Here is a 20,896-nt window from a genome sequence, read left to right on the forward strand (position 1 = left end):
AATAGCTTTTTCTAGAGGATAAGACAAACCTTTTAAATAACTTTGGGCGTGTTCATCAAAAATCTGCTAATACAACAATTTCCCTGGCAACCAACTGCACAGCAGCTGGAAGCATTCGAGTTATTGGAAGAGTTTCTGCTCGCTTTTGACAGGCAGTCCTGTTTTGTTCTCAAAGGTTATGCCGGTACTGGTAAAACAACACTAATTGCTGCATTGGTCAAAGTGCTTCCTGCATTGAAGAAACGGTCCGTACTCCTCGCTCCGACAGGTAGGGCCGCTAAAGTGATGAGTTACTATTCGGGACGAAAAGCTTTAACCATCCACAAGAAGATTTACCGGAAAAAGTCTGCCATTTCTTTTCAAATGGACTTTACGCTTGCAGAAAATTTACATGAAGATACTCTTTTTATTGTTGACGAAGCTTCAATGATCTCCAATGAAGCGGTAAATATGTTTTCAAAAAGTCTTTTGGATGATCTGATTCGTTATGTGCAATCCGGCAAGAATTGTAGCTTGCTTTTTGTGGGAGATACTGCCCAATTGCCGCCTGTTGGTCTACTGGACAGTCCGGCATTAAATCCCGGCTATCTCGAACATGAATTTCACCTCTGTGTCTATCCTTATGAACTGACTACCGTGGTTAGGCAGTCCCAGGATTCGGGCATATTGTACAATGCGACTAAAATACGTAATGAGATTATATCCGCTGAGGAAGGACAGCTTGATTTCCCGTTTCCTAAGTTCATAACAAAAGGATTTAAAGACCTTTATCGTATGACTGGTGAACGATTGATTGAAGGTATAAATTATGCATATGATAAATATGGTGTAGAGAACACCATGATCATATGCCGTTCAAACCGTTCGGCAAACCTATATAATCAGAACATTCGCAACAGAATCCTTTTTAGGGATGAGGAGTTGACCGGCGGCGACTATATCATGGTGGTAAAGAACAATTACTTTTGGCTACAGGAAAACAACATGGGCGATGGTTTTATTGCAAACGGCGATATGGCCAAAGTCAGGAAAGTGAGTAATATCCACGAACAGCATGGTTACAGGTTTGCTGATGTTACGCTGGAATTTATGGATTTTGATGAAATAGAACCCATCACCTGTCGCGTTATTTTAGACAGTCTCTATACAGAAGGACCTAACCTTTCGTATGAAAGCCAGAAAAACCTATACGAAGAGATCGGGATGGATTATGCGGATATCCTGGATAAAAAGGATCGACTTGAAGTTATTAAGAAAGATCCTTATTACAATGCATTGCAGATCAAATTTGCTTTCGCAATCACTTGTCACAAAGCACAAGGGGGACAATGGCCCATTGTTTTCGTTGATCAGGGATATCTCAATGATGAAATGTTGGATCTTGAATTTCTTCGCTGGCTATATACTGGTGTTACCCGGGCTACGCAGGAACTTTTTTTGGTAAACTTTAATGAAAACTTCTATCCATCATAGGATTATTACACGAATCATTCTTTTGACTGTGTAATAATGAATATTTTAGCGACCAAAACCAAGATTACACAATTATCTATATTTATTTGATGCATAAGTTCTATTTTATCTTTGCAGCTAGTCTATTGCCTTACTTTGGTGCTGCACAACAGATTGAAAAGCCTCCGGTAAAACCGAATTATCAGTTGGCTGCCAAATTTTCGCCGGAGAAATTAAAGAAAATGATTTTCTCTACGACCATTAAGCCAAACTGGATCAATTTTTCGGATCGTTTTTGGTATGACTATGCCAGCCCACAAGGGAAAAATTGGTATATCGTAAACCCAGCACTCAAAAAGAAAGAGACTCTTTTTGATAGTGAGCATCTCGCTGCTCAAATTACTAAAATTGTCAAAAATCCTGTTGATGCCCAACATCTAGAATTACAGGGTTTAAGATTTACGAAAGATGAAAAAAAAATCAGATTTCAGATTCAGAGCACGAAAGATACTGTAAAGTCCAAAGATGAGATCGAAAAACTTAAAAATAAATCCGATTCGACAAAAAAGAAACTCTTCTATTTGGAATATGATTTCGCATCAAAGATAGTATCTGAAATTAGTGATTCTACGAAAGTAAAAACTCCCCTGTCCTGGGCAAGTTTCTCCCCGGATACCAATACGGTGTATTTTGCCAAAGACTTTAATCTGTATTGGATGGACAAAGCCAATTATCTCAAAGCAGTCAAAAATGAGAAAGATAGCACTATTGTCGAACACCAGATTACAAAAGACGGAGTACAATACTATGCTTGGGGCGGCGATGAATATAGTACCACTACGGGTGACGAAAAGGATAAAGATAATGAAACGAAACGCAAACGTGTATGGATAAGCTGGTCACCTGATGGTCGCTATTTTACGCTGACAAGAAAAGACAATAGATCGTTGCGACCTTTGTGGGTGATCAATAATGTGGGTTCTTCTCGACCTACCCTGGAGACATATAAATACCAGATGCCGGGTGAGGTTGACTCAACCGAGACTGAATTCTATATCTTTGAGGCAGCAACAAAGGTTCCGCGCAGAATAAATATCGCAGCTTTTAAAAATCAGACCATTTCCAGCTGGACCAAAACACCAGACAGAAATTCATACAAAGAAGATTACTACATTAATTACTGGCTGGGTAATAACGAAGAATTCTATATTTCCCGTTCCAGCCGTGATTTAAAAAGAATAGATCTGTTAAAGGTAAATGTGAACGGAACAGTAAATCCCATTATTCAGGAACGTTCCAATGTATATCTGGATGTTCAAAAGCCTCTATTGCTCGAAAATGGAAAACAATTGGTTCATTGGTCCGAAAGAGACGGGTGGGGTCATTATTATCGCTATGACACCAATGGTAAATTTATAAACCAAATTACTAAGGGAAGCTTTCACTGTGAGGAAATTACGGGGTTAGATCCGACCACCCAGACCTTATTTTTTACTGCATCTGGTCGTGAGAAAAATGAGGATCCCTATTACCTTCACCATTATAGTGTCAATCTAAACGGAAATGGAATTAAACTGCTGAATCCGGGTAATTTTGATCATCAGATCGAGATGAGTGAATCGTCCAAATATTTTGTAAACAATTCTTCAAGAGTAAATACAACACCCGAATCTGTATTATTAAATGGCAACGGACAGAAGATTATGACGCTTGAAAAAGCAGATTTGTCGCTGTTATTTGCTGCAGGTTATAAATTCCCTGAGCCGTTTAAAGTAAAGGCTGGCGACGGTACCACAGATCTCTATGGTGTCATGTACAAACCCTTTGACTTTGATAGTACAAGAACCTACCCTATTGTAGAATATGTCTATCCGGGGCCGCAGACAGAAGCTGTCAATAAATCTTTTGGACGGAGCATGGACCGGATAGACCGATTAGCCCAATTTGGCTTTATTGTGGTTACTGTTGGAAATCGCGGCGGACATCCATCCCGTTCACAATGGTACCATACCTATGGTTATGGCAATCTGCGGGATTATGGATTGGAAGATAAAAAGGCGACGGCAGAGCAACTCGCAGACCGTTATAAGTTTATTGACATCAATCGTGTAGGCATTACAGGGCACTCCGGAGGCGGATTTATGTCGACAGCGGCAATGCTTGTTTATCCCGACTTTTTTAAAGTTGCCGTATCGGGAGCGGGCAACCACGAAAATCAGATCTACAACCGCTGGTGGAGCGAACGCCACCATGGTGTAACAGAAAAGGTTTCGGCAAAAGGTGATACAACGTTTTCATATCAGATCAATAAAAATACGGAAATAGCCAAAAACCTAAAAGGAAGACTCTTGATCGCTACTGGCGATATTGACAACAATGTGCATCCTGCAAACTCAATTCGGATGGTCGATGCATTGATCAAAGCAAATAAACGGTTCGACTTCTTGCTCTTACCGGGACAAAGGCATGGATTCGGCGATATGACAGAGTATTTCTTCTGGAAGATGGGTGATTATTTTAGTCAATACCTTTTGGGAGATTCCAAGATGAACGAAGTTGATATGACCGAAATGAATCGAGAGAAGCCGCTAAAATAACAGGTTTATGACCTATCATGAAAAAATAAAGTTTTTGTCCGTTACCTTAAGATCGTTTGAGGTAACGGATTTTTCTTTGGATATGCTTGCTGGTATTAGCCTTCAGGATTTGCTCAACATTTCGCTGGAGAAGGATAAAACACTGTCTTTTCGTGCTGCCTGGGTGTTTGAGACAATTGTTTTAAAGGACACGGCCCTGCTTCAAGGGTTGTTGCCACAATTCTTTGAGAATCTGAAAAAACAAAAAAACTGGAGTTGCCTTAGGAGTTATAGTAAAATATTGATGTACTTAACATCAAAAAAGAATAAAAGCTACTATCTTGATAAAAAGACTGAAGAAGCGCTTATTGAATATGCTTTTCAATGGCTGATTGACCAACAATGTCCCGTAGCTGTGCTGGTCAATTGTTTGGATATTTTAAATAATCTGAGCAAGAAACATACATGGATAAAAGAGGAGCTTTTTGCTCAGATCAGTTATTTTCAGAAGATAAAACCAAGCCCCGCATTGCTGAGCCGCACGAAGCGAATCCTTCAAAGTAGCTGATTGGAAGGATATTTTTAAGCTTAGTAATTAAAATAATGTGTTTCCTTTTGGATTATGTGTGCGGCCGAGGTGCTTATATGCAGCTTCGGTACATTCACGTCCTCTGGAGGTGCGCATGATGTAACCTTCCTGGATCAGAAAAGGTTCATATACCTCTTCTATTGTACCTTCATCTTCTCCTACTGCAGTGGCAACAGTTTTGAGACCAACCGGACCACCTTTGAATTTATCAATAATTGTGGTCAAGATTTTATTGTCCATTTCATCTAAACCATTTTCATCGACATTAAGCGCATGAAGTGCATATTTCGCTATTTCCTGATCAATGCTTCCATTTCCTTTGATCTGGGCAAAATCTCGTGTCCGGCGTAACAAAGCATTTGCAATCCGTGGGGTTCCCCTACTCCTGCGTGCAATTTCGTACGCTCCTTCGTCAGAGATCGGCGTATTCAGAATGTGTGCAGAACGGAGTACGATCGTGGTCAATAATTTTGCATCATAATATTGAAGCCGTGAATTGATGCCAAACCGTGCGCGTAGCGGAGCTGTCAGGAGGCCTGAACGGGTTGTTGCACCAATTAGGGTAAAAGGATTCAATGAAATCTGAACAGAGCGGGCATTTGGTCCCGTCTCCAGCATGATGTCAATTTTGAAATCCTCCATTGCCGAATAGAGATACTCCTCAACCAAGGGGCTTAAACGATGGATTTCATCGATAAAGAGCACATCCCCCTCCTCCAGATTTGTCAACAGCCCGGCAAGGTCTCCGGGCTTATCCAAGACTGGGCCGGAGGTGATTTTTATACCTACACCCATTTCATTTGCGATGATGTGGGATAGTGTTGTTTTACCTAGTCCCGGAGGCCCATGCAACAATACATGATCCAACGCTTCTCCGCGCAGTCGCGCAGCTTTCACAAAAATATTTAGATTCTCCAATATTTTTGCCTGTCCCGTAAAATCTTCAAAAGCCTGGGGGCGCAATGCCCGTTCGATATCGCGATCGGTATTGCTCAAACGTTCGGGGTTTGGATCTAAATTCTCATTCATTGACCAATAATATTAATTTCTCTTATAACTTTTTCCGATACTTCCCAGTTTAAGCTGGATCACACCAAAAAAAGCTTCCTTGAAGATACTTGTACTCATTTTAGATGTGCCCTCGGTCCTATCGGTAAATATGATAGGCACCTCCACAACATTAAATCCATATTGAATGGCCGTAAATTTCATCTCAATTTGGAAAGCATAGCCAACAAATTTAATCTTGTCCAAAGGAATAGTCTTCAGTACCTCCCGCGTGAAACAGACAAAACCAGCTGTAGCATCCTGAACTTTAATTCCGGTAATAAAACGGACATATACTGATGCAAAATATGACATCAATACCCTGCTCATAGGCCAGTTGACAACATTTACGCCTTTAATATAGCGGGAGCCGATACTCATATCGGCACCATCCACGCAGGCTTGTCTCAATCGGACTAAATCTTCAGGGTTGTGACTAAAATCCGCATCCATTTCAAAGATGTACTGATAATGTTCCCTTGCGAGCCCCCATTTAAATCCATGGATATAAGCAGTTCCCAGACCTAATTTACCTTTCCGTTCCTCTATAAATAAACGGTCCTGAAATTCAATTAATTGTAAACGCTTTACGATATCTGCCGTTCCATCAGGCGATCCGTCATCAACAATCAGAATATCAAATGCATGTGATAAGGAAAAAACTTTACGAATGATTTTTTCAATATTTTCCTTTTCATTATATGTTGGAATAATAACTAAACTCTCCGCCACTTTCTTTTATTTAAGACCAGTAAAGGTAACAATTTAAGCTAAATTCTCTGCTAAGAATTTCGATGAAATCCTTACAAAAAGGATATTTTGAAGGAACGTAGCTTGATGTCGCCTGCTTTTAACAAATAAAAGTATTTGGCCGATGAAATAGCCGAGTGATAAAAAGAAAAGCCCGTTACTATGGGAGTAACGAGCTTTCATTAACCAATTATAAACTTAAATTATGAGACTGCAAATATGGTGAATATTGCTTATATATGCAAATTTTAATGCGTTTTTATGCAACATTTTCAATACAATATCTCAGTTTTTGTCAAAAACATTTGATAATACGCATAATACTGCAATTTCATCGATCAACTTCGCCCAGGACAATATCAATTGACCCTAGTATTGCAATGAGGTCGGCAATTAAAACCCCTTTTCCCAATTCGGAAATGACAGAAAGATTGTTGAAACTTGGTCCTCTTGATTTCACTCTTAAGGGAATATCGGATTTTTCTTTCGTTACAAAATAAAAACCAAGTTCTCCTTTCGGGTTCTCCGCACGCACATAGTAATCTTGTGCTTTCAAATTTACTTTTTTGGGAACCAAAGCACGCGGATCAAAATCTGCGGTACGCTTAAAATCTTTTTGTAACCGTTCAAGGCATTGTTCAACGATACGTACAGATTCACGTACTTCATCTACCCTAACCTTATAGCGGTCCCAGCAATCTCCGATACTGCCCATGGCTCCTTGTCCCACCGGGATCTCAAAGTCTATTTCCGGATAAACGGAATACCCATCAATCCGTCTCAAATCCCATTTAATACCCGAGGCTCGCAGCATAGGGCCAGAAACACCATAATTGATCGCAACGTCAGCGGGTAAGACTCCTATATTAGCTGTTCGGGATATAAATATCTGATTCTGCGTTAATATCTCATCAAGCTCAACCAGTTTTGGTTTAAAATAACTTATAAATTCGGAACAACGTGCTTCAAAGCCAACGGGTAAATCGTAGAAAAGCCCGCCAACCCATATATAGTTATATAACATGCGGGAACCGGATACCCATTCCAACATGTTCATGATATGCTCACGGTCTCTAAAACACCATAGAAAAGGAGTTGTTGCACCGATATCAATGCCGTATGTACCGATAGCAATAAGGTGTGATGCAATGCGGTTCAGTTCACATACCAATACACGGATATATTCTACCCTTTTGGGAATCTTACTATCCAAACCCAGCATACGTTCTACACCCATGACGAACGCATGACTATTATTCATCGATGCAAGATAATCCAGGCGATCGGTGAAAGGAATTGTTTTACCATAGTTTAATGATTCAGCATGTTTGTCGAAACATCGATGCAGATATCCCAAATGTGGAACGACCTCTTTCACAATTTCGCCGTCGGTAATCAGTTGCAAGCGTAATACCCCGTGTGTCGACGGGTGTTGCGGTCCCATATTCAACACCATTTCTTGTGTCGAGATCTCCGTTAAATGTTTTTCATAACGCGCTAATGCTTCTCTATATTTTGGATTCGCCATAGGGATCAATTAATGTTAATACCATGATATTTTTCAGCGTCCTGATAATCTTTGCGTAATGGATGTCCCTCCCAATCATCGGGTAAAAGGATTCGTCGCAGGTCAGGATGTTCTGAAAAATAAATTCCCATCAGATCAAATGCTTCTCTTTCATGCCAATCTGCTGTACGCCAAACGGATGTTACTGATGCAATCTCCGGTAGTTCGTCCAAAGACCGGTTCGCCTCCAATTCCACTTTCAAAACAAGTGTATGTTGATAAGGCAGGGAATTAAGATGGTAAACAATGGTAAAGTGCTCTTCGTAATCTACCGCCGTTATATTGCTCAAAAAGTCAAAATAAAGTCCTTCCGTATCTCGAAGAAAAGAACAGACAGGTAGTAGATCTTCCGAGGCAATAAACAAAGCTGGTTGTAATCCAGTGACCTCTTCTTTCAGTATTATTGAGCCCCCCAATGCGGAAACTAGTTTTGATTTAATTTCTTCAAATGTCATATTATGGGGCTAGACGCGTGATTTTCCAAGAATCTGATACTTTTTTATAGACAATACGGTCATGAAGACGGCTTGCGCGCCCCTGCCAAAATTCAAAATAGATGGGTTTTAAGATATAGCCGCCCCAATGTGCCGGACGAGGTACGGGTACATCGTCGGTATATTGCTTCTGAAGCTCTTCTACTCTACTTTCCAAAAAATCTCTATTTGGAATTTCGCGGCTCTGCGGCGATGCCAAAGCACCTATACGACTTGCTTTGGGGCGCGATTGAAAATACTCATCCGAATTGGATTCATTGGCAAATTCAATTACACCCTCAACACGAATTTGTCGTTGTAGTTCGGGCCAGAAAAATAAGAGCGCTGCATGCGGATTGGCTTTCATATCTTCCCCTTTTCGGCTTTCGTAATTTGTGAAGAATACCAAACCCCCATCTGCAATATCTTTTAACAACACAATCCTTGAGGAGGGTAAATGTTGGGATGATACAGTAGACAGTACCATTGCATTGGGCTCAATGACTTCACTATGAATGGCCTCATCAAACCATTTTTTGAACTGAAGGACGGGATCATAATCCACATCCGATTCAGATAGGTTACCTAAAACGTAATCTTGTCTGATCGCTGCAATATCTTTATGTTGAATGGACATATAAACCTATTTCTATATTCTTACAAACTTACTAAAATCATTGCTTTTTCTCTATAAACTTAGTAGAAATTACCAAAAACGTTTTTTTGGCACAGATCTCGCATATGTTAAATAAAAAATGGATATATTTCGACATATACTTAATCTTACGTCCTATGTTTAATGAATTAGACCCACAAAAAGGAAGTTTATTGATCTCAGAACCGTTTATGCTGGATCCCCGGTTCTTAAGGTCCGTCATACTACTCTGTGACCATAACAGCGAAGGAAGTTTGGGCTTTGTCTTGAATAATAAGACAAATGTTCAGATTGGTCAATTATTGGAGCCGATATCGACATGTACTTTTCCAATTTATCTTGGCGGGCCTGTAGCACAAGAAAGCTTGTTTTTTGTACATAGCCGATTCGATCTTTTATTAAGCGGTGAAGAAGTTGCTCCCAATCTTTACTTTGGCGGTGACGAAGAAAAGCTTATTAGCGCCATTCAACAGCATGAGATTAAAACTGATGAAATTAAATTTTTCATCGGCTATTCAGGTTGGTCGACCGGTCAATTGGACAAGGAAATCAATGAGAATAGCTGGGCGGTTCAAAATAAATACCATCATCAAATTATTTTTGAAGGAAACGGCGAGTTGCTCTGGAAGGACGCCATTATTGGGTTAGGTCCTAAATATGCGCATGTTGCCAATTTTCCACAGAGCCCAGAGTTAAATTGAACTATTCTTCTGTCTACGCTATCTTGACATAGGTTTTAATTTCGATTACGAGGGCATATTGAACGTTATGACAAAATGAATGAATTTCTGCCATCCTGTCCTACTATCAGTATTTGGAACATTGATTGTGCATGGATCACCAAAATCATAACATTAAATAGCAACATACAAAATTATGAATCCAGAAAAAGGTAGTATTTCAATCCACACGGAGAACATATTTCCCGTAATCAAAAAATTCTTATACTCAGATAATGAGATTTTCTTGCGAGAACTGGTATCTAATGCAGTTGATGCTTCCCAAAAGATTAAACGTTTGGCTTCTTTGGGGCAATACAATGGCGAAACAGGTGAGTTAATCGTAGACGTCAAGTTTGATGAAGCGGCCAAGACCATTACGATTTCGGATAATGGTATCGGTATGACAGCCGAAGAAATCAAAAAATATATTAATCAGATTGCGTTTTCGGGAGCAACGGAATTTATGGAGAAATTCAAAGAAGCGAACGATGCAAACGAGATTATTGGTCGCTTTGGATTAGGATTCTATTCTGCATTTATGGTGGCAGATACAGTAGAAATTCAATCATTATCCTACCAAGATGGAGCTGAGCCGGCGCACTGGACCTGTGACGGTAGTACCTCTTACGAAATTTCAACAGGGACTAGAACAACACGTGGTACAGATGTCATTTTGCACATCAATGACGAGTCGACCGAGTTTTTGAGCCAAGCACGTCTGCAGGATATCTTGGACAAATATGCGAAGTTCCTTCCTATTCCAATCCGTTTCGGTACCAAGACAAGTTCTGAGGCAGATGGTGAAGATGAGGAAGGCAAGCCAAAATATAAATCTGTAGAAGTTGATAATATAATCAACAATACAAATCCAGCATGGACAAAGTCTCCTTCTGAATTAAAAGATGAGGATTATTTAGCTTTCTATCGCGAACTATATCCTTATTCGATGGACGAGCCATTGTTTTGGATCCACCTTAATGTAGACTATCCATTTAATTTGACTGGTATACTTTACTTCCCCAAGGTGAAAAATGAGCTTGAAATCCAACGTAACAAAATCAAGCTTTATTCGCGACAAGTATTCATCACTGATGAAGTGAAAGATATTGTACCAGAATTCCTAATGTTACTGCACGGTGTAATTGATTCACCTGATATCCCATTGAATGTCTCCCGCTCATTCTTGCAGGCTGATAGTAATGTCAAAAAGATCAATAGTTACATCACCAAAAAAGTTGCTGATAAATTAAATGAAATATTCAAAACTGACCGCAAAGGTTTTGAAGAAAAATGGAACGATATCGGCCTTTTTATCAAGTACGGTATGTTAAGTGATGAGAAGTTTGCAGAAAAAGCTAGTGATTTCTGTCTTTTGAAAAATACAGGCAATGCAAGCTTTACGATCAAAGAATATTACGAAAAGGTAAAAGACATTCAAGTCGACAAAGATGGTAATATCATTTACCTCTATACACACGATGCTGCTCAGCAAGATGGCTTTATCCAAACAGCGTTAAACAAAGGTTATGATGTATTGGTGCTCGACGGCCCGCTTGACACGCACTTTACTTCTTATTTAGAGCAAAAGGGTGGCGAAAAAGTACAGCTTAAACGTGTAGACGCAGATGTAATCGACAAGCTTATTCAAAAAGACGAAAAAATAGAACTTTCGTTGTCCGAAGAGGAATCCAAAAAAGCATTGGAGGTTTTTGAAAAAGCGATTTCTCGTCAAGATATGAAGGTTGAGGTGGATGCGCTCCGTGAAGCTGACTTGCCAGTATCCGTCACTATCGATGAGTTTATGCGTCGTATGAAAGATATGGCCAAAACTGGTGGTGGTATGAACTTCTATGGTTCACTGCCTGACAATTACAAGGTAACGGTTAATGGCAATCACCCTTTGATCAAACGGATTTTATCCGCTTCTGACGAAGAAGGTGCGAAATTGGCGAAACAGGCTTTTGATTTAGCACTCTTGTCAAGAGGTCTTTTATCAGGTGCAGACTTGACGTCTTTCGTAAAAAGAAGTGTTGAGATGATCTAATAAGACTATAGTCTAAATAGAAAAAAGCGATTACTCTATTCGGGTAATCGCTTTTTTATTCAAATATTCAGCAAAAAACGGACATTATCATGAGTAAAAATACCAAATCTCCATCCGCTGACTATTGCATTCTTTTTTTGTTAAAATTTAATAAACTAACCTTCACCTAGTTGCCTTTAATCGCTGTTTTTTTTCATTTAATTATTTGGAGGGAATAGGGTTTAATTGTACTTTTGTATCATCAAAATCACGGTAGGTATAGCTCAGTTGGTTAGAGCACTAGATTGTGGTTCTAGGGGTCGTCGGTTCGAGCCCGATTACTTACCCAAAAGGCAGATCAGTAAAATGGTTTGCCTTTTTTGCGTTTCAGGCCATTCGTTGTTTTATAACCGCCTGTGGCATCCCCTAAATGGGCCATCAGTTTCAAAACTTGTGGAAACGGGATGCATAGGGCTTGTGTCTGTTGATGTTAATACAAGTAAAAAATGCTATTTTCATCAATCAGGTAAAGGATCTAGCACAGCTGGCTTTTGCGGGTCAAAAACTGCTACACCGACGCGTGAATCAGCACAGCCGTAATATAGAAACCATTTTTGTTTAAAATATACCAAGCCCTCGATAAATACAGTCCCATCGACATATTGTCCGCTCTTTTCAAAAGCTTCCATTGGACGTAGAAATGGTGTATCCAGACGAGCTAATACTTTGGTGGGATCTTTCCTGTCAAAGAGCACCTGCCCTGCTGAATAGGTGTTTTTATTGAATCTTGGATCCCCTTTATATGCATGGTTTTTGCCGTTATAGAGGAGTAGAATTCCTTTCGCTGTCAAAATCGCGGGTGGACCACATTCGGTGAGAGAGCTGTCAAAATAGCCCTCGCGTGGCGAAATAAATGCCTGCAACCTTCCATCTTTATCCACTACAGGTTCCCAGTCGATCAGATTGTCTGATGTAGCTCCATACACCCCGTATTCGCCCCAATATAACCAGTACTTACCATTTACCTGAGTGATAACCTGCCTATCTCCTACCAATTTTGTGAGAATAGATGCGGACTTATGCGCCATGTTAACAAGGTTGGGCAACTTGTTGGATTTTTGGAAAATAGGTCCATGCTTTGTCCAGTTTCTTAGATCGCTGGAGGTGGCTACACCTAATCGGGGAACCTTGCGATTCCATTGTGTGTAGAACATGACAAAGGTTCCGTCTTGAGCCTGGGCAATCCGTGGATCTTCAGTTCCCCCCGGCCATTCGTTGGCCTGTTGACTATCCTTATCCGGAAAGAATATTGGTGTTTTGCTTCGTTCAAAATGCAGCCCATCCCCGCTCGCGGCAAGTCCTAGACGGGAGGTTCTATGTCCGATTTTTACTCCTGTTTTATCTTCAGCGCGATAAATGACATAGACACTGTCTCCAATGACAGCGGCCGCCGGATTAAACGTGTCATTATCCTCCCAGCGGATGGTCGTTTGGCTAAGAGGATCGTAGAAGCTGGTGCTACTGTCCGGTGCAATAACGGGGTTAATGCCAGTAGGCCGTTCAAATCCACCCATTACCCAGTTTTTTCCATGCTGTGTACTGCATCCCTGTAAAATAACAGATTGGATAATAATAAAAAGTCTAATAAATGTCTTCATAAAGCCTATTTTTTTCCTCCAGCGCTCCCTGCGATAACGCAAAGGCAGCAATAAAACCGATAATGAAAAATAAGAGATAATCGGCGTGGGCACCCTTTAGTCCATAAGCTGATAATAATAAAAAGAAAACCATTCCAACTGCTCCTGTCAGCAATAATTTCTTACGACCGAAACGATCTCTAATGCTCATCCCCATATACACATCAAATTTATTTTGCTAGTTGACGTAAATGAATTGGTTATAGTTTGACAAAAAAGCAAAACCGATTTTGTCGATTAACCAAATATACTTCTTATTCCAAAATAAATCAAAACCTTTCTTCAGAATGTATTCTTCGATACACATGTAATCGGATAAAGTAAGGTTGGCACGGATCATATGTGTTATTTCCTGAAAATCCGATCAAAATAATGAAGGGGATTCATTAAAATAAGCGGGATATTTCTATATTTATGTTTAGGTCTTTCCTAGGTTAGACAATGTCATGAATATTTGGAAGAATATTCAATTTCGGACAACATCGCTACAACAAGAATAGATATAAATGACAAGTACCAAAATCAACACCGGAATTTTAAGTTTTGGCATGTCTGGGCGTGTCTTTCACGCACCTTTCATCCATATTAGTCCACATTTTAACTTAACCGCTGTCGTAGAGCGGTCAAATAAAACAGCGCAGGAACTTTATCCAGAAATTATTAGTTATGACAGTGTAGCTCAATTATTGGCTGACGATACAATAGAGCTTGTGATTGTAAATACACCAAACCATACCCATTTTGAGTTCGCTATCGATGCGCTAAAAGCAGGAAAACATGTCCTTATCGAGAAGCCAGCAGTGGAAAATATTGCTCAATTCGACGAACTTATTGAGGTCAGCAAGAAAAGCGGGAAGCGGATTTTCTTTTATCAAAACAGACGTTATGATAGTCATTTCCTTGATGTAAAGAAAGTTGTCGAAAGCGGTGATCTTGGCAAACTGGTTGAAGTATCTTTTCGCTTCGACCGCTATAAACTGGAATTGGGTCAAAAATATTTCAAGGAAAATAATCAATACATCTCCAGCGGTCTCACATACGACTTAGGGCCTCATATAATAGATCAGGCTATCGCACTTTTTGGTAAACCATTAAAATTCAGTAAAACAACCTCAATCAACCGACCGGATTCCCAAGTCGCGGATTACTTTCATTATCATTTGCATTATCCGGATGGCTTGAATGTATTTTTAACGGGAAGTCTCGCTGTTGCTGAACCTTTACCCGCTTTTGTTTTAAACGGTACAAAGGGGAGCTTTATTAAAACGATGGCTGATGTACAGGAACAACAATTAATAGATGGTATGCTTCCCAACAATTCGATATATGGCATGGAGCCGGAAGGCAGCGAAGGAAAACTTGTGACCATCGATAGCTCAAATCAAAAGCATATATCTTACCTTCGCCCGCATAAAGGAGATTATAATCTATTATTCAATGCTATCTATGAAAATCTTATTAATGATGTTGAATACCCGATTACAATAGACCATATCAGGTGGCAGATTGAAATGTTATCGGCGGAAACATAGGATAACATATAATAAAAAAACCATCCCGATTACATCGGGATGGCTCCCTCCTGTTAATATTGCCAATATCAATTTTTATGCATTAAAACTAACTTTTCAGCAAAGTCTTCCACAATCAGGTTTTGCACCGAAATTCATTTAAAATAATTCAAATTTGAATCCCAGTTGATATTGTTCAATATCCGCAGTCCAATTGTCAATAATATTATTTGTTCTATTAAATTTTCGATACCGAAAATAAACTCCACCCAATTCTGCACCTAAACTGTAGCCTGTTCTTGGTCTACTACGGAATGCATTGTCTCCATTGTTCAATTTATAGTGGTCATCATTGAGTAAAAAATTAAAGTCGAGACCACCCATAATTGCAATAGTACGGGTAAAGTTTAGTTTTAAATAGAGTGGTACACTCATATAGGCTAACTTTCTGGTACCGGCTCCAATACCGTGCTCACGCTGTGCTGTCTGGTCATTATTTCGGATCCGCATCAAGTTATAGACTGGTTCAGCTTGTAAAGCGATGTTTTTATTGAAACGATAAGTAAGATCCCCTCCGATCTGAAAACCGACTCTCTTATTTGAGCGAAAGGCTGAGCCATCTGTACTTGATAGATTGCCTCCTGCCCGAATGCCCATTCCGAATTGTGCTAAAGCTTTGTGTATGGACAGTAGTCCAAAAATTACTGTTACGGCAAATACGATTTTCTTCCTTTTGTTGTCTGGCATACAATGTCATTTACTATTTGAGTTTCTCCTGATAATTCTGTCAACACAACAGAATACCTGCTGACATACAGCCAAAGTTCGTAATCAACAGCAGGAGAATGCTTACAAAAAACTATTTTTTGAGAAGTAGCTGTTATTTGGGATAAAGCTAAAAGAAAAATAAATACAGATTGACAAAATTATACGAACAGCATTATTTTATATACGAACACGCTAATTAGCATTAGGCTTCGGTCTCCCCGCTCTTCTTCATCACGATTCGAAAAGAGCTTTCTTTCTAGATAATGATCCCGCCCAAGATAAATAAAGTCCAGGGTTTGGGCTCAAAAACATATTGCCAACTATCTCAAGATCAACCGGCCATGGTTGAGTAGAATCGGTCGACGGGTTTTAAAAGGTCAACTTAAATTAATATGTTCAATAGCAACTTAAACATATATTTGTTTATAAACTTCAACGAATATGGGAAATCGAAATGTAACAATTATTTTAGTCCACGGAGCCTGGGGAGACGGGTCCCATTGGCGACATGTTATTGCAAATCTTCATGCGGAAGGATATACTGTTCGAAGCGTACAAAATCCACTGACGTCAATCGAAGATGATATTCAGAAAACGAAGGATTTGATTGACTTACAGACGGGTAAAGTTGTGTTAGTTGGGCATTCTTATGGCGGAGCAGTTATATCGGCAGCAGGGCATCATGAAAAAGTTGTGGGTTTAGTGTTTATTGCTGCCTTTGCTCCGGAGAAGGGCGAAAGCTTAGGCGGGATATTCAGTCGCAGAGAGAAGCCTTCTGGCGCAGCAAGTATTGTTCCTGATGCAAAAGGATTTCTTTGGATCAAGCACGATAAATTCCATGAAAGCTTTGCCCATGATTTAAGCGAAAAAGATGCAATCGTGATGTCTTTGGCTCAAAAGCCAACTCATGGCAGTATTTTCGCCGCTGAGGCTGATGAACCGGCGTGGAAAACAAAACCTAGCTGGTACCAGGTATCAGACAATGATCATATGATACCACCTGCAACACAAATAGAAATGGCTGAGCGGATCAACGCAAAAAAAATCATTCATTTAGCAGCTAGTCATGCTTCCCTGGCTACCCATCCAAATGAAATTACAGCATTGATCAAAGAGGCTGTAAGTGTAGTATCGTAAAATCTTATCGTATTATAAAAAGAGCTAAATAGATTAAAATCCATTTAGCTCTCTTAAGACATTTCACTTGAACTATTTGTTCGTGTGTTAATTTGCCTTTGTAAGTTCCGTCAATGCTTTTACTATCTCTGGAGCAGCATAGTCTCTACTCCCCTCTAATCGTTCGATTATCTGTCCATTTTTGTCCAGAATGACTGTGGTAGGAATTGATCCACCTAAAAACTCAGGTGGGATTTCTCCTGCGGGAGTGTATAAAGGCAAGTCATAATTGTTCTTTTCCATAAATGCTGCCGATTGATCGATATCATTATCTACATCCACCATCAGGAATTCAATATTTTTATTACCCTTGAATCCTTGTCTTAAGGTATTTATGGACGGCATCTCATGTATACACGGAGGACACCAGGTAGCCCAGAAGTTGATAAACACAACTTTCCCTTTTAAAGCACTCAACGATACGACATTTCCAGACTTATCTTTAAAAGAAACGTCTGCTACTTTTGGTGTTTGCATCTCCTGGATAGGCTGCTCTTTTTCCGTTTCGGGTTTGTTACTCGGAGTTGTATTTCCGCAGGCAGTCAAAACACCTGCCGCGAGAATAAAAAGCCCAATACGCATGGTTATACTGTTAAATCTTATATTCATCATTGTATGTGTAAGTTACTATAGTTTATATTCGAAATTTATTGCCTTAATTTTTTACCTTGCTAACCTTCAGCTGTATAAAAATGTGAATACAGTTGCTGCCGTTCTGTTGAGAAGACACAAACTTTTGAAAAAAAGATAATCCTAAATGCGCAATGTCTGGTATTGGAGAAAGATAGGTAAGTATTTATCGTTAGCCCGATGAGACTTTTGATTCCACTCTTTATTGGGCAGGATGTGAACCATACGATGACCAACATAAGTAAAGTCATCACGTATTGTCCGTAGTTTTTGAAAATATCAGATTTAATGTAGCCCATCAATGGCTAAAATAAGCTTAATTGTGCAAGCACACAAGTGACTGAAGCTATTTTATTTACTTTAAAGTGCTTGCTATAGCATTCAAAATAGTCGCTATAGCAAGCACCCCCTTACCAAAATGCCAACTATAGGCTTTAAAAAACTACCTCATTTAACTAACAAAGAAAAGCCGTCCAATATAAACGGGCGACTTTTCCTTGATGATTGCAGTTAATTATGCAGAATGCGGTTCTGCAATAAAGCCTTTCTTTTTGATAATCTCCATAACTTCTTCTTCGGATATACCGTTTGATTTCACGGTGAGAATCTTATCATTGTTCGATGTGTCGACATTCCATTCGCAGATCCCTTCGGCATTGTCCAGATCAGCACGAACTTTGGCTACACAGCCTCCACAGTTGAGGTTTGTTTTGAATTGAATGTTTTTGCTTTCCATGTTATTTAATTTTAATATTACTAATTCTATTTTTTCCATTTTAAACGTAAGCTATTACTCACTACACTAACACTGCTCAAGGCCATTGCCGCTCCGGCGATCATAGGATTTAAAAGGAAGCCATTGATCGGAAAGAGTATGCCTGCTGCGAGCGGAATACCGATCACATTGTAAATAAAAGCCCAGAATAAATTTTGTTTGATCGTGGTCACCGTTTGTTTTGACAGCCGGATTGCCTGGGGTATTTTAGTTAGATCCGAGGAGATGATGGTCATTTTTGCCACATCCATAGCAATATCGCTTCCTTTACCCATCGCTATGCTGACGTCAGCCGTTGCCAGCGCGGTGCTGTCATTAATACCGTCGCCAACCATGGCCACCACTTTTCCCTGTTGTTGAAGTTCTTTTACAAAGTCAGCTTTGTGTTGTGGCATGACTTCCGCTTTGTAATGTTTAATACCGGTTTGTTCGGCAATCGCTTTAGCGGTAGATTCATTATCACCCGTCAGCATATAAAGTTCAATACCCATGGCCTGCATTTCTTGAATGGCCAACACGGAGGTTTCTTTGATTTTATCGGAAATTGCAATTACCGCAAGTGTATTTGTGCTATTTGCGAACCAGATAACAGTTTTGGACTCTTCACTCCATTGGTCTGCCTGACGCTGCAATTCTGCCGCTACGCTGATCCCATTTTCCATCAGCAGTTTCTTATTTCCTACATAATAAGTTTCCGGTCCATAATTCGCTTTTGCTCCTTTGCCTGTTATGCTATCGAATGCAGCTATCGGCGTGATGCTTACACCTTCCAAATGATTGACTACTGCCTCCGCCAGCGGATGTTCTGACTGTTTCTCAATATTCAATAAGATACCATTTGTGGCATCATCATCGTTTAACCATTGTATACCCGTTACCCGTGGTCTTCCTTCCGTTATTGTTCCGGTTTTATCCAATACGATCGCATTGACGCGTTTGGCAAGCTCAAGGCTTTCCGCATCTTTGATCAAGATACCATGCTCCGCCCCTTTTCCTACGCCAACCATGATTGCGGTAGGTGTTGCTAGGCCAAGTGCGCAGGGACAGGCGATAACTAGTACGGTAACAGCGGCCAACAAACCTTGTACCAAGCCGTTATCCCCACCCAAAATAAGCCACATGGCAAAGGTGAATAGTGCAATGCCGATGACCACCGGAACAAATACACCGGCAATTTTATCAACCATTTTTTGTACGGGAGCTTTACTACCCTGGGCGTCCTGAACCATTTTGATGATCTGAGCTAGCATGGTCTCCTTACCCACTTTTACGGCGCGAAACTGGAAGCTGCCTTTTTGATTGATCGTACCGGCAAAAACTTTTTCATTTTCTTTTTTCAGAACAGGTACAGGTTCACCACTCAACATGCTTTCATCCACGTAGGAATCGCCCGATATGACCATCCCGTCAACAGCAATTTTTTCACCCGGTTTTACCTGAATGATATCGCCAACATTGACCGCTTCTATAGCAACCTGTCTTTCAGATCCATCTGCTTGTATTACCATCACTGTCTTAGGTTGCAAGCCCATCAGCTTTTTTATAGCTGATGAGGTATTGCCTTTGGCTTTCTCTTCCAGCAATTTCCCGAGCAAAATAAAAGCAATCACCACAGCGGCAGCTTCAAAATAGACATGCGCATGCAAGCCGCGTTGATGCCAAAAATTGGCAAACAGCATATTGAAAACACTAAATATATAAGCGATCCCAGTACTTAACGCGACCAGGGTATCCATATTGGCTGAACCATGTTTTGCTTGTTTCCATGCATTGGTAAAAAAGTCTTTTCCCAGCCAGAGTACGACAGGTGTTGCAAAGAACCACATAATCGGGTTCGCATAAGGCATATCCATAAAGAACATGCCAATTACCACCACTGGTAGGGACAGGATGACAGCCCACACTGTTTTGGTTTTGAGCGTTCTGAATTTTTCAGCGTGAATGGACTCTAAGGTTTCTTGTTGTGTGGCTTCGTCCTCTACCAATAAATCATAGCCGCCAGCTTGAACAGCTTTCTGGATTTTCGTAGCATCGGTTATATTTGGAAGATATTCGACAGTCAAATTTCCGGTGGCAAAATTTACGGAAGCATTAACTACCCCCTGCTCGTATTTAACCATACTCTCGGCGCTGCTTGCACAGGAAGCACAGGTCATTCCCAATACCGGAAAAGTCTTTGTTATCGTAGATACGCCATAACCAAGGTCTTTGACAGCTTTTACAGCAGCGGCAACAACTTGGTTGTCCTTGACAGTAATAGCTGCCCTACGGTTATTTAATTCTACGTTGTGGCTCTCAATCCCTTTCACCAGGGCCAGTTCTTTTTCAACAATTAATGCGCAATGTTCGCTTTCGACATCTTCCAAGGGAATGTAAATTGTCTCTTTATAATTATTTGTAGCCATATCTGTATGTTTAATCTTACAATACAAATGTGCGCACAAACTGCTCTGAAATCTTTATGGAATTATGGGATTGATTTGTA

General features: G+C 40.1%; 18 protein-coding genes and 1 tRNA gene. 8 read left to right on the plus strand and 11 right to left on the minus strand.

Going from position 1 to position 20,896, the window contains the following annotated elements:
- Window positions 1–48: 48 nt before the first annotated feature.
- The 3 genes from G6053_RS13980 (at window position 49) to G6053_RS13990 (ending at window position 4,596) form a co-directional block, all read left to right on the plus strand.
- On the plus strand, window positions 49–1,473 hold the full coding sequence (locus G6053_RS13980; RefSeq protein WP_165306824.1) for an AAA family ATPase: 1,425 nt from the start codon (window positions 49–51) through the stop codon (window positions 1,471–1,473).
- Between the two features lie 89 nt (window positions 1,474–1,562).
- Entirely contained in the window at window positions 1,563–4,049 is a 2,487-nt protein-coding gene (locus tag G6053_RS13985) for a DPP IV N-terminal domain-containing protein (RefSeq protein WP_165306825.1), read from the plus strand.
- A 7-nt stretch (window positions 4,050–4,056) separates the two neighbouring features.
- Entirely contained in the window at window positions 4,057–4,596 is a 540-nt protein-coding gene (locus G6053_RS13990) for a hypothetical protein (RefSeq protein ID WP_165306826.1), read from the plus strand.
- Between the two features lie 27 nt (window positions 4,597–4,623).
- Here the strand turns inward: G6053_RS13990 and ruvB are convergent, their stop codons facing one another.
- The 5 genes from ruvB to pdxH all read right to left on the minus strand — a co-directional run bounded on the left by ruvB (window position 4,624) and on the right by pdxH (window position 9,091).
- Window positions 4,624–5,646 (minus strand): Holliday junction branch migration DNA helicase RuvB, encoded by a 1,023-nt coding sequence (gene ruvB / locus G6053_RS13995; protein WP_108634261.1) that lies wholly within the window; start codon window positions 5,644–5,646, stop codon window positions 4,624–4,626.
- A gap of 12 nt (window positions 5,647–5,658) precedes the next feature.
- Entirely contained in the window at window positions 5,659–6,396 is a 738-nt protein-coding gene (locus G6053_RS14000; protein WP_108634260.1) for a polyprenol monophosphomannose synthase, read from the minus strand.
- A 349-nt stretch (window positions 6,397–6,745) separates the two neighbouring features.
- Complete coding sequence (locus G6053_RS14005; protein ID WP_241255014.1) at window positions 6,746–7,870, minus strand: NADH-quinone oxidoreductase subunit D; 1,125 nt, start codon at window positions 7,868–7,870, stop codon at window positions 6,746–6,748.
- 77 nt (window positions 7,871–7,947) lie between these two features.
- On the minus strand, window positions 7,948–8,436 hold the full coding sequence (locus tag G6053_RS14010; RefSeq protein WP_165306828.1) for an NADH-quinone oxidoreductase subunit C: 489 nt from the start codon (window positions 8,434–8,436) through the stop codon (window positions 7,948–7,950).
- 1 nt (window position 8,437) lies between these two features.
- Window positions 8,438–9,091, minus strand: a complete 654-nt coding sequence (pdxH, locus tag G6053_RS14015) for a pyridoxamine 5'-phosphate oxidase (protein WP_108634257.1) — start codon at window positions 9,089–9,091, stop codon at window positions 8,438–8,440.
- A 155-nt stretch (window positions 9,092–9,246) separates the two neighbouring features.
- On the opposite strand from pdxH, the gene G6053_RS14020 reads away from it, so the two are divergent.
- The 3 genes from G6053_RS14020 to G6053_RS14030 all read left to right on the plus strand — a co-directional run bounded on the left by G6053_RS14020 (window position 9,247) and on the right by G6053_RS14030 (window position 12,201).
- Entirely contained in the window at window positions 9,247–9,810 is a 564-nt protein-coding gene (locus tag G6053_RS14020; RefSeq protein WP_108634256.1) for a YqgE/AlgH family protein, read from the plus strand.
- A 175-nt stretch (window positions 9,811–9,985) separates the two neighbouring features.
- A complete protein-coding gene (gene htpG / locus G6053_RS14025; RefSeq protein WP_108634255.1) occupies window positions 9,986–11,875 on the plus strand; it encodes a molecular chaperone HtpG in 1,890 nt (629 codons plus the stop codon).
- 252 nt (window positions 11,876–12,127) lie between these two features.
- A tRNA-His gene (locus G6053_RS14030) sits at window positions 12,128–12,201 on the plus strand.
- Window positions 12,202–12,372: 171 nt separating this feature from the next.
- On the opposite strand, the gene G6053_RS14035 is transcribed toward G6053_RS14030, so the two are convergent.
- Both G6053_RS14035 and G6053_RS14040 read right to left on the minus strand, forming a co-directional pair.
- Window positions 12,373–13,512 (minus strand): glycoside hydrolase family 130 protein, encoded by a 1,140-nt coding sequence (locus tag G6053_RS14035; RefSeq protein WP_165306829.1) that lies wholly within the window; start codon window positions 13,510–13,512, stop codon window positions 12,373–12,375.
- The gene (locus G6053_RS14040; protein WP_165306830.1) at window positions 13,496–13,708 is read right to left on the minus strand and encodes an MFS transporter; all 213 of its coding nucleotides are present in this window, start codon (window positions 13,706–13,708) and stop codon (window positions 13,496–13,498) included. Before G6053_RS14040 ends, G6053_RS14035 begins: the two co-directional genes overlap by 17 nt.
- A gap of 349 nt (window positions 13,709–14,057) precedes the next feature.
- Between G6053_RS14040 and G6053_RS14045 the strand changes: the two genes are divergently transcribed.
- A complete protein-coding gene (locus G6053_RS14045; protein WP_165306831.1) occupies window positions 14,058–15,083 on the plus strand; it encodes a Gfo/Idh/MocA family oxidoreductase in 1,026 nt (341 codons plus the stop codon).
- 138 nt (window positions 15,084–15,221) lie between these two features.
- On the opposite strand, the gene G6053_RS14050 is transcribed toward G6053_RS14045, so the two are convergent.
- Entirely contained in the window at window positions 15,222–15,809 is a 588-nt protein-coding gene (locus G6053_RS14050; protein WP_165306832.1) for an outer membrane beta-barrel protein, read from the minus strand.
- Between the two features lie 462 nt (window positions 15,810–16,271).
- Between G6053_RS14050 and G6053_RS14055 the strand changes: the two genes are divergently transcribed.
- Window positions 16,272–16,967 (plus strand): alpha/beta hydrolase, encoded by a 696-nt coding sequence (locus G6053_RS14055; protein ID WP_165306833.1) that lies wholly within the window; start codon window positions 16,272–16,274, stop codon window positions 16,965–16,967.
- A gap of 87 nt (window positions 16,968–17,054) precedes the next feature.
- Here the strand turns inward: G6053_RS14055 and G6053_RS14060 are convergent, their stop codons facing one another.
- The 3 genes from G6053_RS14060 to G6053_RS14070 form a co-directional block, all read right to left on the minus strand.
- Complete coding sequence (locus tag G6053_RS14060; protein WP_241254998.1) at window positions 17,055–17,618, minus strand: TlpA disulfide reductase family protein; 564 nt, start codon at window positions 17,616–17,618, stop codon at window positions 17,055–17,057.
- Between the two features lie 532 nt (window positions 17,619–18,150).
- Window positions 18,151–18,372, minus strand: coding sequence for a cation transporter (locus tag G6053_RS14065; RefSeq protein ID WP_108634550.1), 222 nt, complete (start codon window positions 18,370–18,372; stop codon window positions 18,151–18,153).
- A 26-nt stretch (window positions 18,373–18,398) separates the two neighbouring features.
- Complete coding sequence (locus G6053_RS14070; protein WP_165306834.1) at window positions 18,399–20,816, minus strand: heavy metal translocating P-type ATPase; 2,418 nt, start codon at window positions 20,814–20,816, stop codon at window positions 18,399–18,401.
- Between the last annotated feature and the right edge of the window lie 80 nt (window positions 20,817–20,896).

It is taken from the genome of Sphingobacterium sp. DR205 (assembly GCF_011064245.1).
In the GTDB taxonomy this organism is placed as follows: Bacteria; Bacteroidota; Bacteroidia; order Sphingobacteriales; family Sphingobacteriaceae; genus Sphingobacterium; species Sphingobacterium athyrii.

Bases quoted from the DNA above. Each gene is read 5' to 3' on its own strand.
- G6053_RS13990 (WP_165306826.1), top strand. From the start codon at position 4,057: ATGACCTATCATGAAAAAATAAAGTTTTTGTCCGTTACCTTAAGATCG.
- G6053_RS14035 (WP_165306829.1), bottom strand. From the start codon at position 13,512: ATGAAGACATTTATTAGACTTTTTATTATTATCCAATCTGTTATTTTA.
- ruvB (WP_108634261.1), bottom strand. From the start codon at position 5,646: ATGAATGAGAATTTAGATCCAAACCCCGAACGTTTGAGCAATACCGAT.
- G6053_RS14040 (WP_165306830.1), bottom strand. From the start codon at position 13,708: ATGGGGATGAGCATTAGAGATCGTTTCGGTCGTAAGAAATTATTGCTG.
- G6053_RS14060 (WP_241254998.1), bottom strand. From the start codon at position 17,618: ATGATGAATATAAGATTTAACAGTATAACCATGCGTATTGGGCTTTTT.
- G6053_RS14055 (WP_165306833.1), top strand. From the start codon at position 16,272: ATGGGAAATCGAAATGTAACAATTATTTTAGTCCACGGAGCCTGGGGA.
- G6053_RS14020 (WP_108634256.1), top strand. From the start codon at position 9,247: ATGTTTAATGAATTAGACCCACAAAAAGGAAGTTTATTGATCTCAGAA.
- G6053_RS14045 (WP_165306831.1), top strand. From the start codon at position 14,058: ATGACAAGTACCAAAATCAACACCGGAATTTTAAGTTTTGGCATGTCT.
- G6053_RS14065 (WP_108634550.1), bottom strand. From the start codon at position 18,372: ATGGAAAGCAAAAACATTCAATTCAAAACAAACCTCAACTGTGGAGGC.
- G6053_RS14010 (WP_165306828.1), bottom strand. From the start codon at position 8,436: ATGACATTTGAAGAAATTAAATCAAAACTAGTTTCCGCATTGGGGGGC.
- G6053_RS13985 (WP_165306825.1), top strand. From the start codon at position 1,563: ATGCATAAGTTCTATTTTATCTTTGCAGCTAGTCTATTGCCTTACTTT.
- pdxH (WP_108634257.1), bottom strand. From the start codon at position 9,091: ATGTCCATTCAACATAAAGATATTGCAGCGATCAGACAAGATTACGTT.
- G6053_RS14070 (WP_165306834.1), bottom strand. From the start codon at position 20,816: ATGGCTACAAATAATTATAAAGAGACAATTTACATTCCCTTGGAAGAT.
- htpG (WP_108634255.1), top strand. From the start codon at position 9,986: ATGAATCCAGAAAAAGGTAGTATTTCAATCCACACGGAGAACATATTT.
- G6053_RS14050 (WP_165306832.1), bottom strand. From the start codon at position 15,809: ATGCCAGACAACAAAAGGAAGAAAATCGTATTTGCCGTAACAGTAATT.
- G6053_RS14005 (WP_241255014.1), bottom strand. From the start codon at position 7,870: ATGGTGTTGAATATGGGACCGCAACACCCGTCGACACACGGGGTATTA.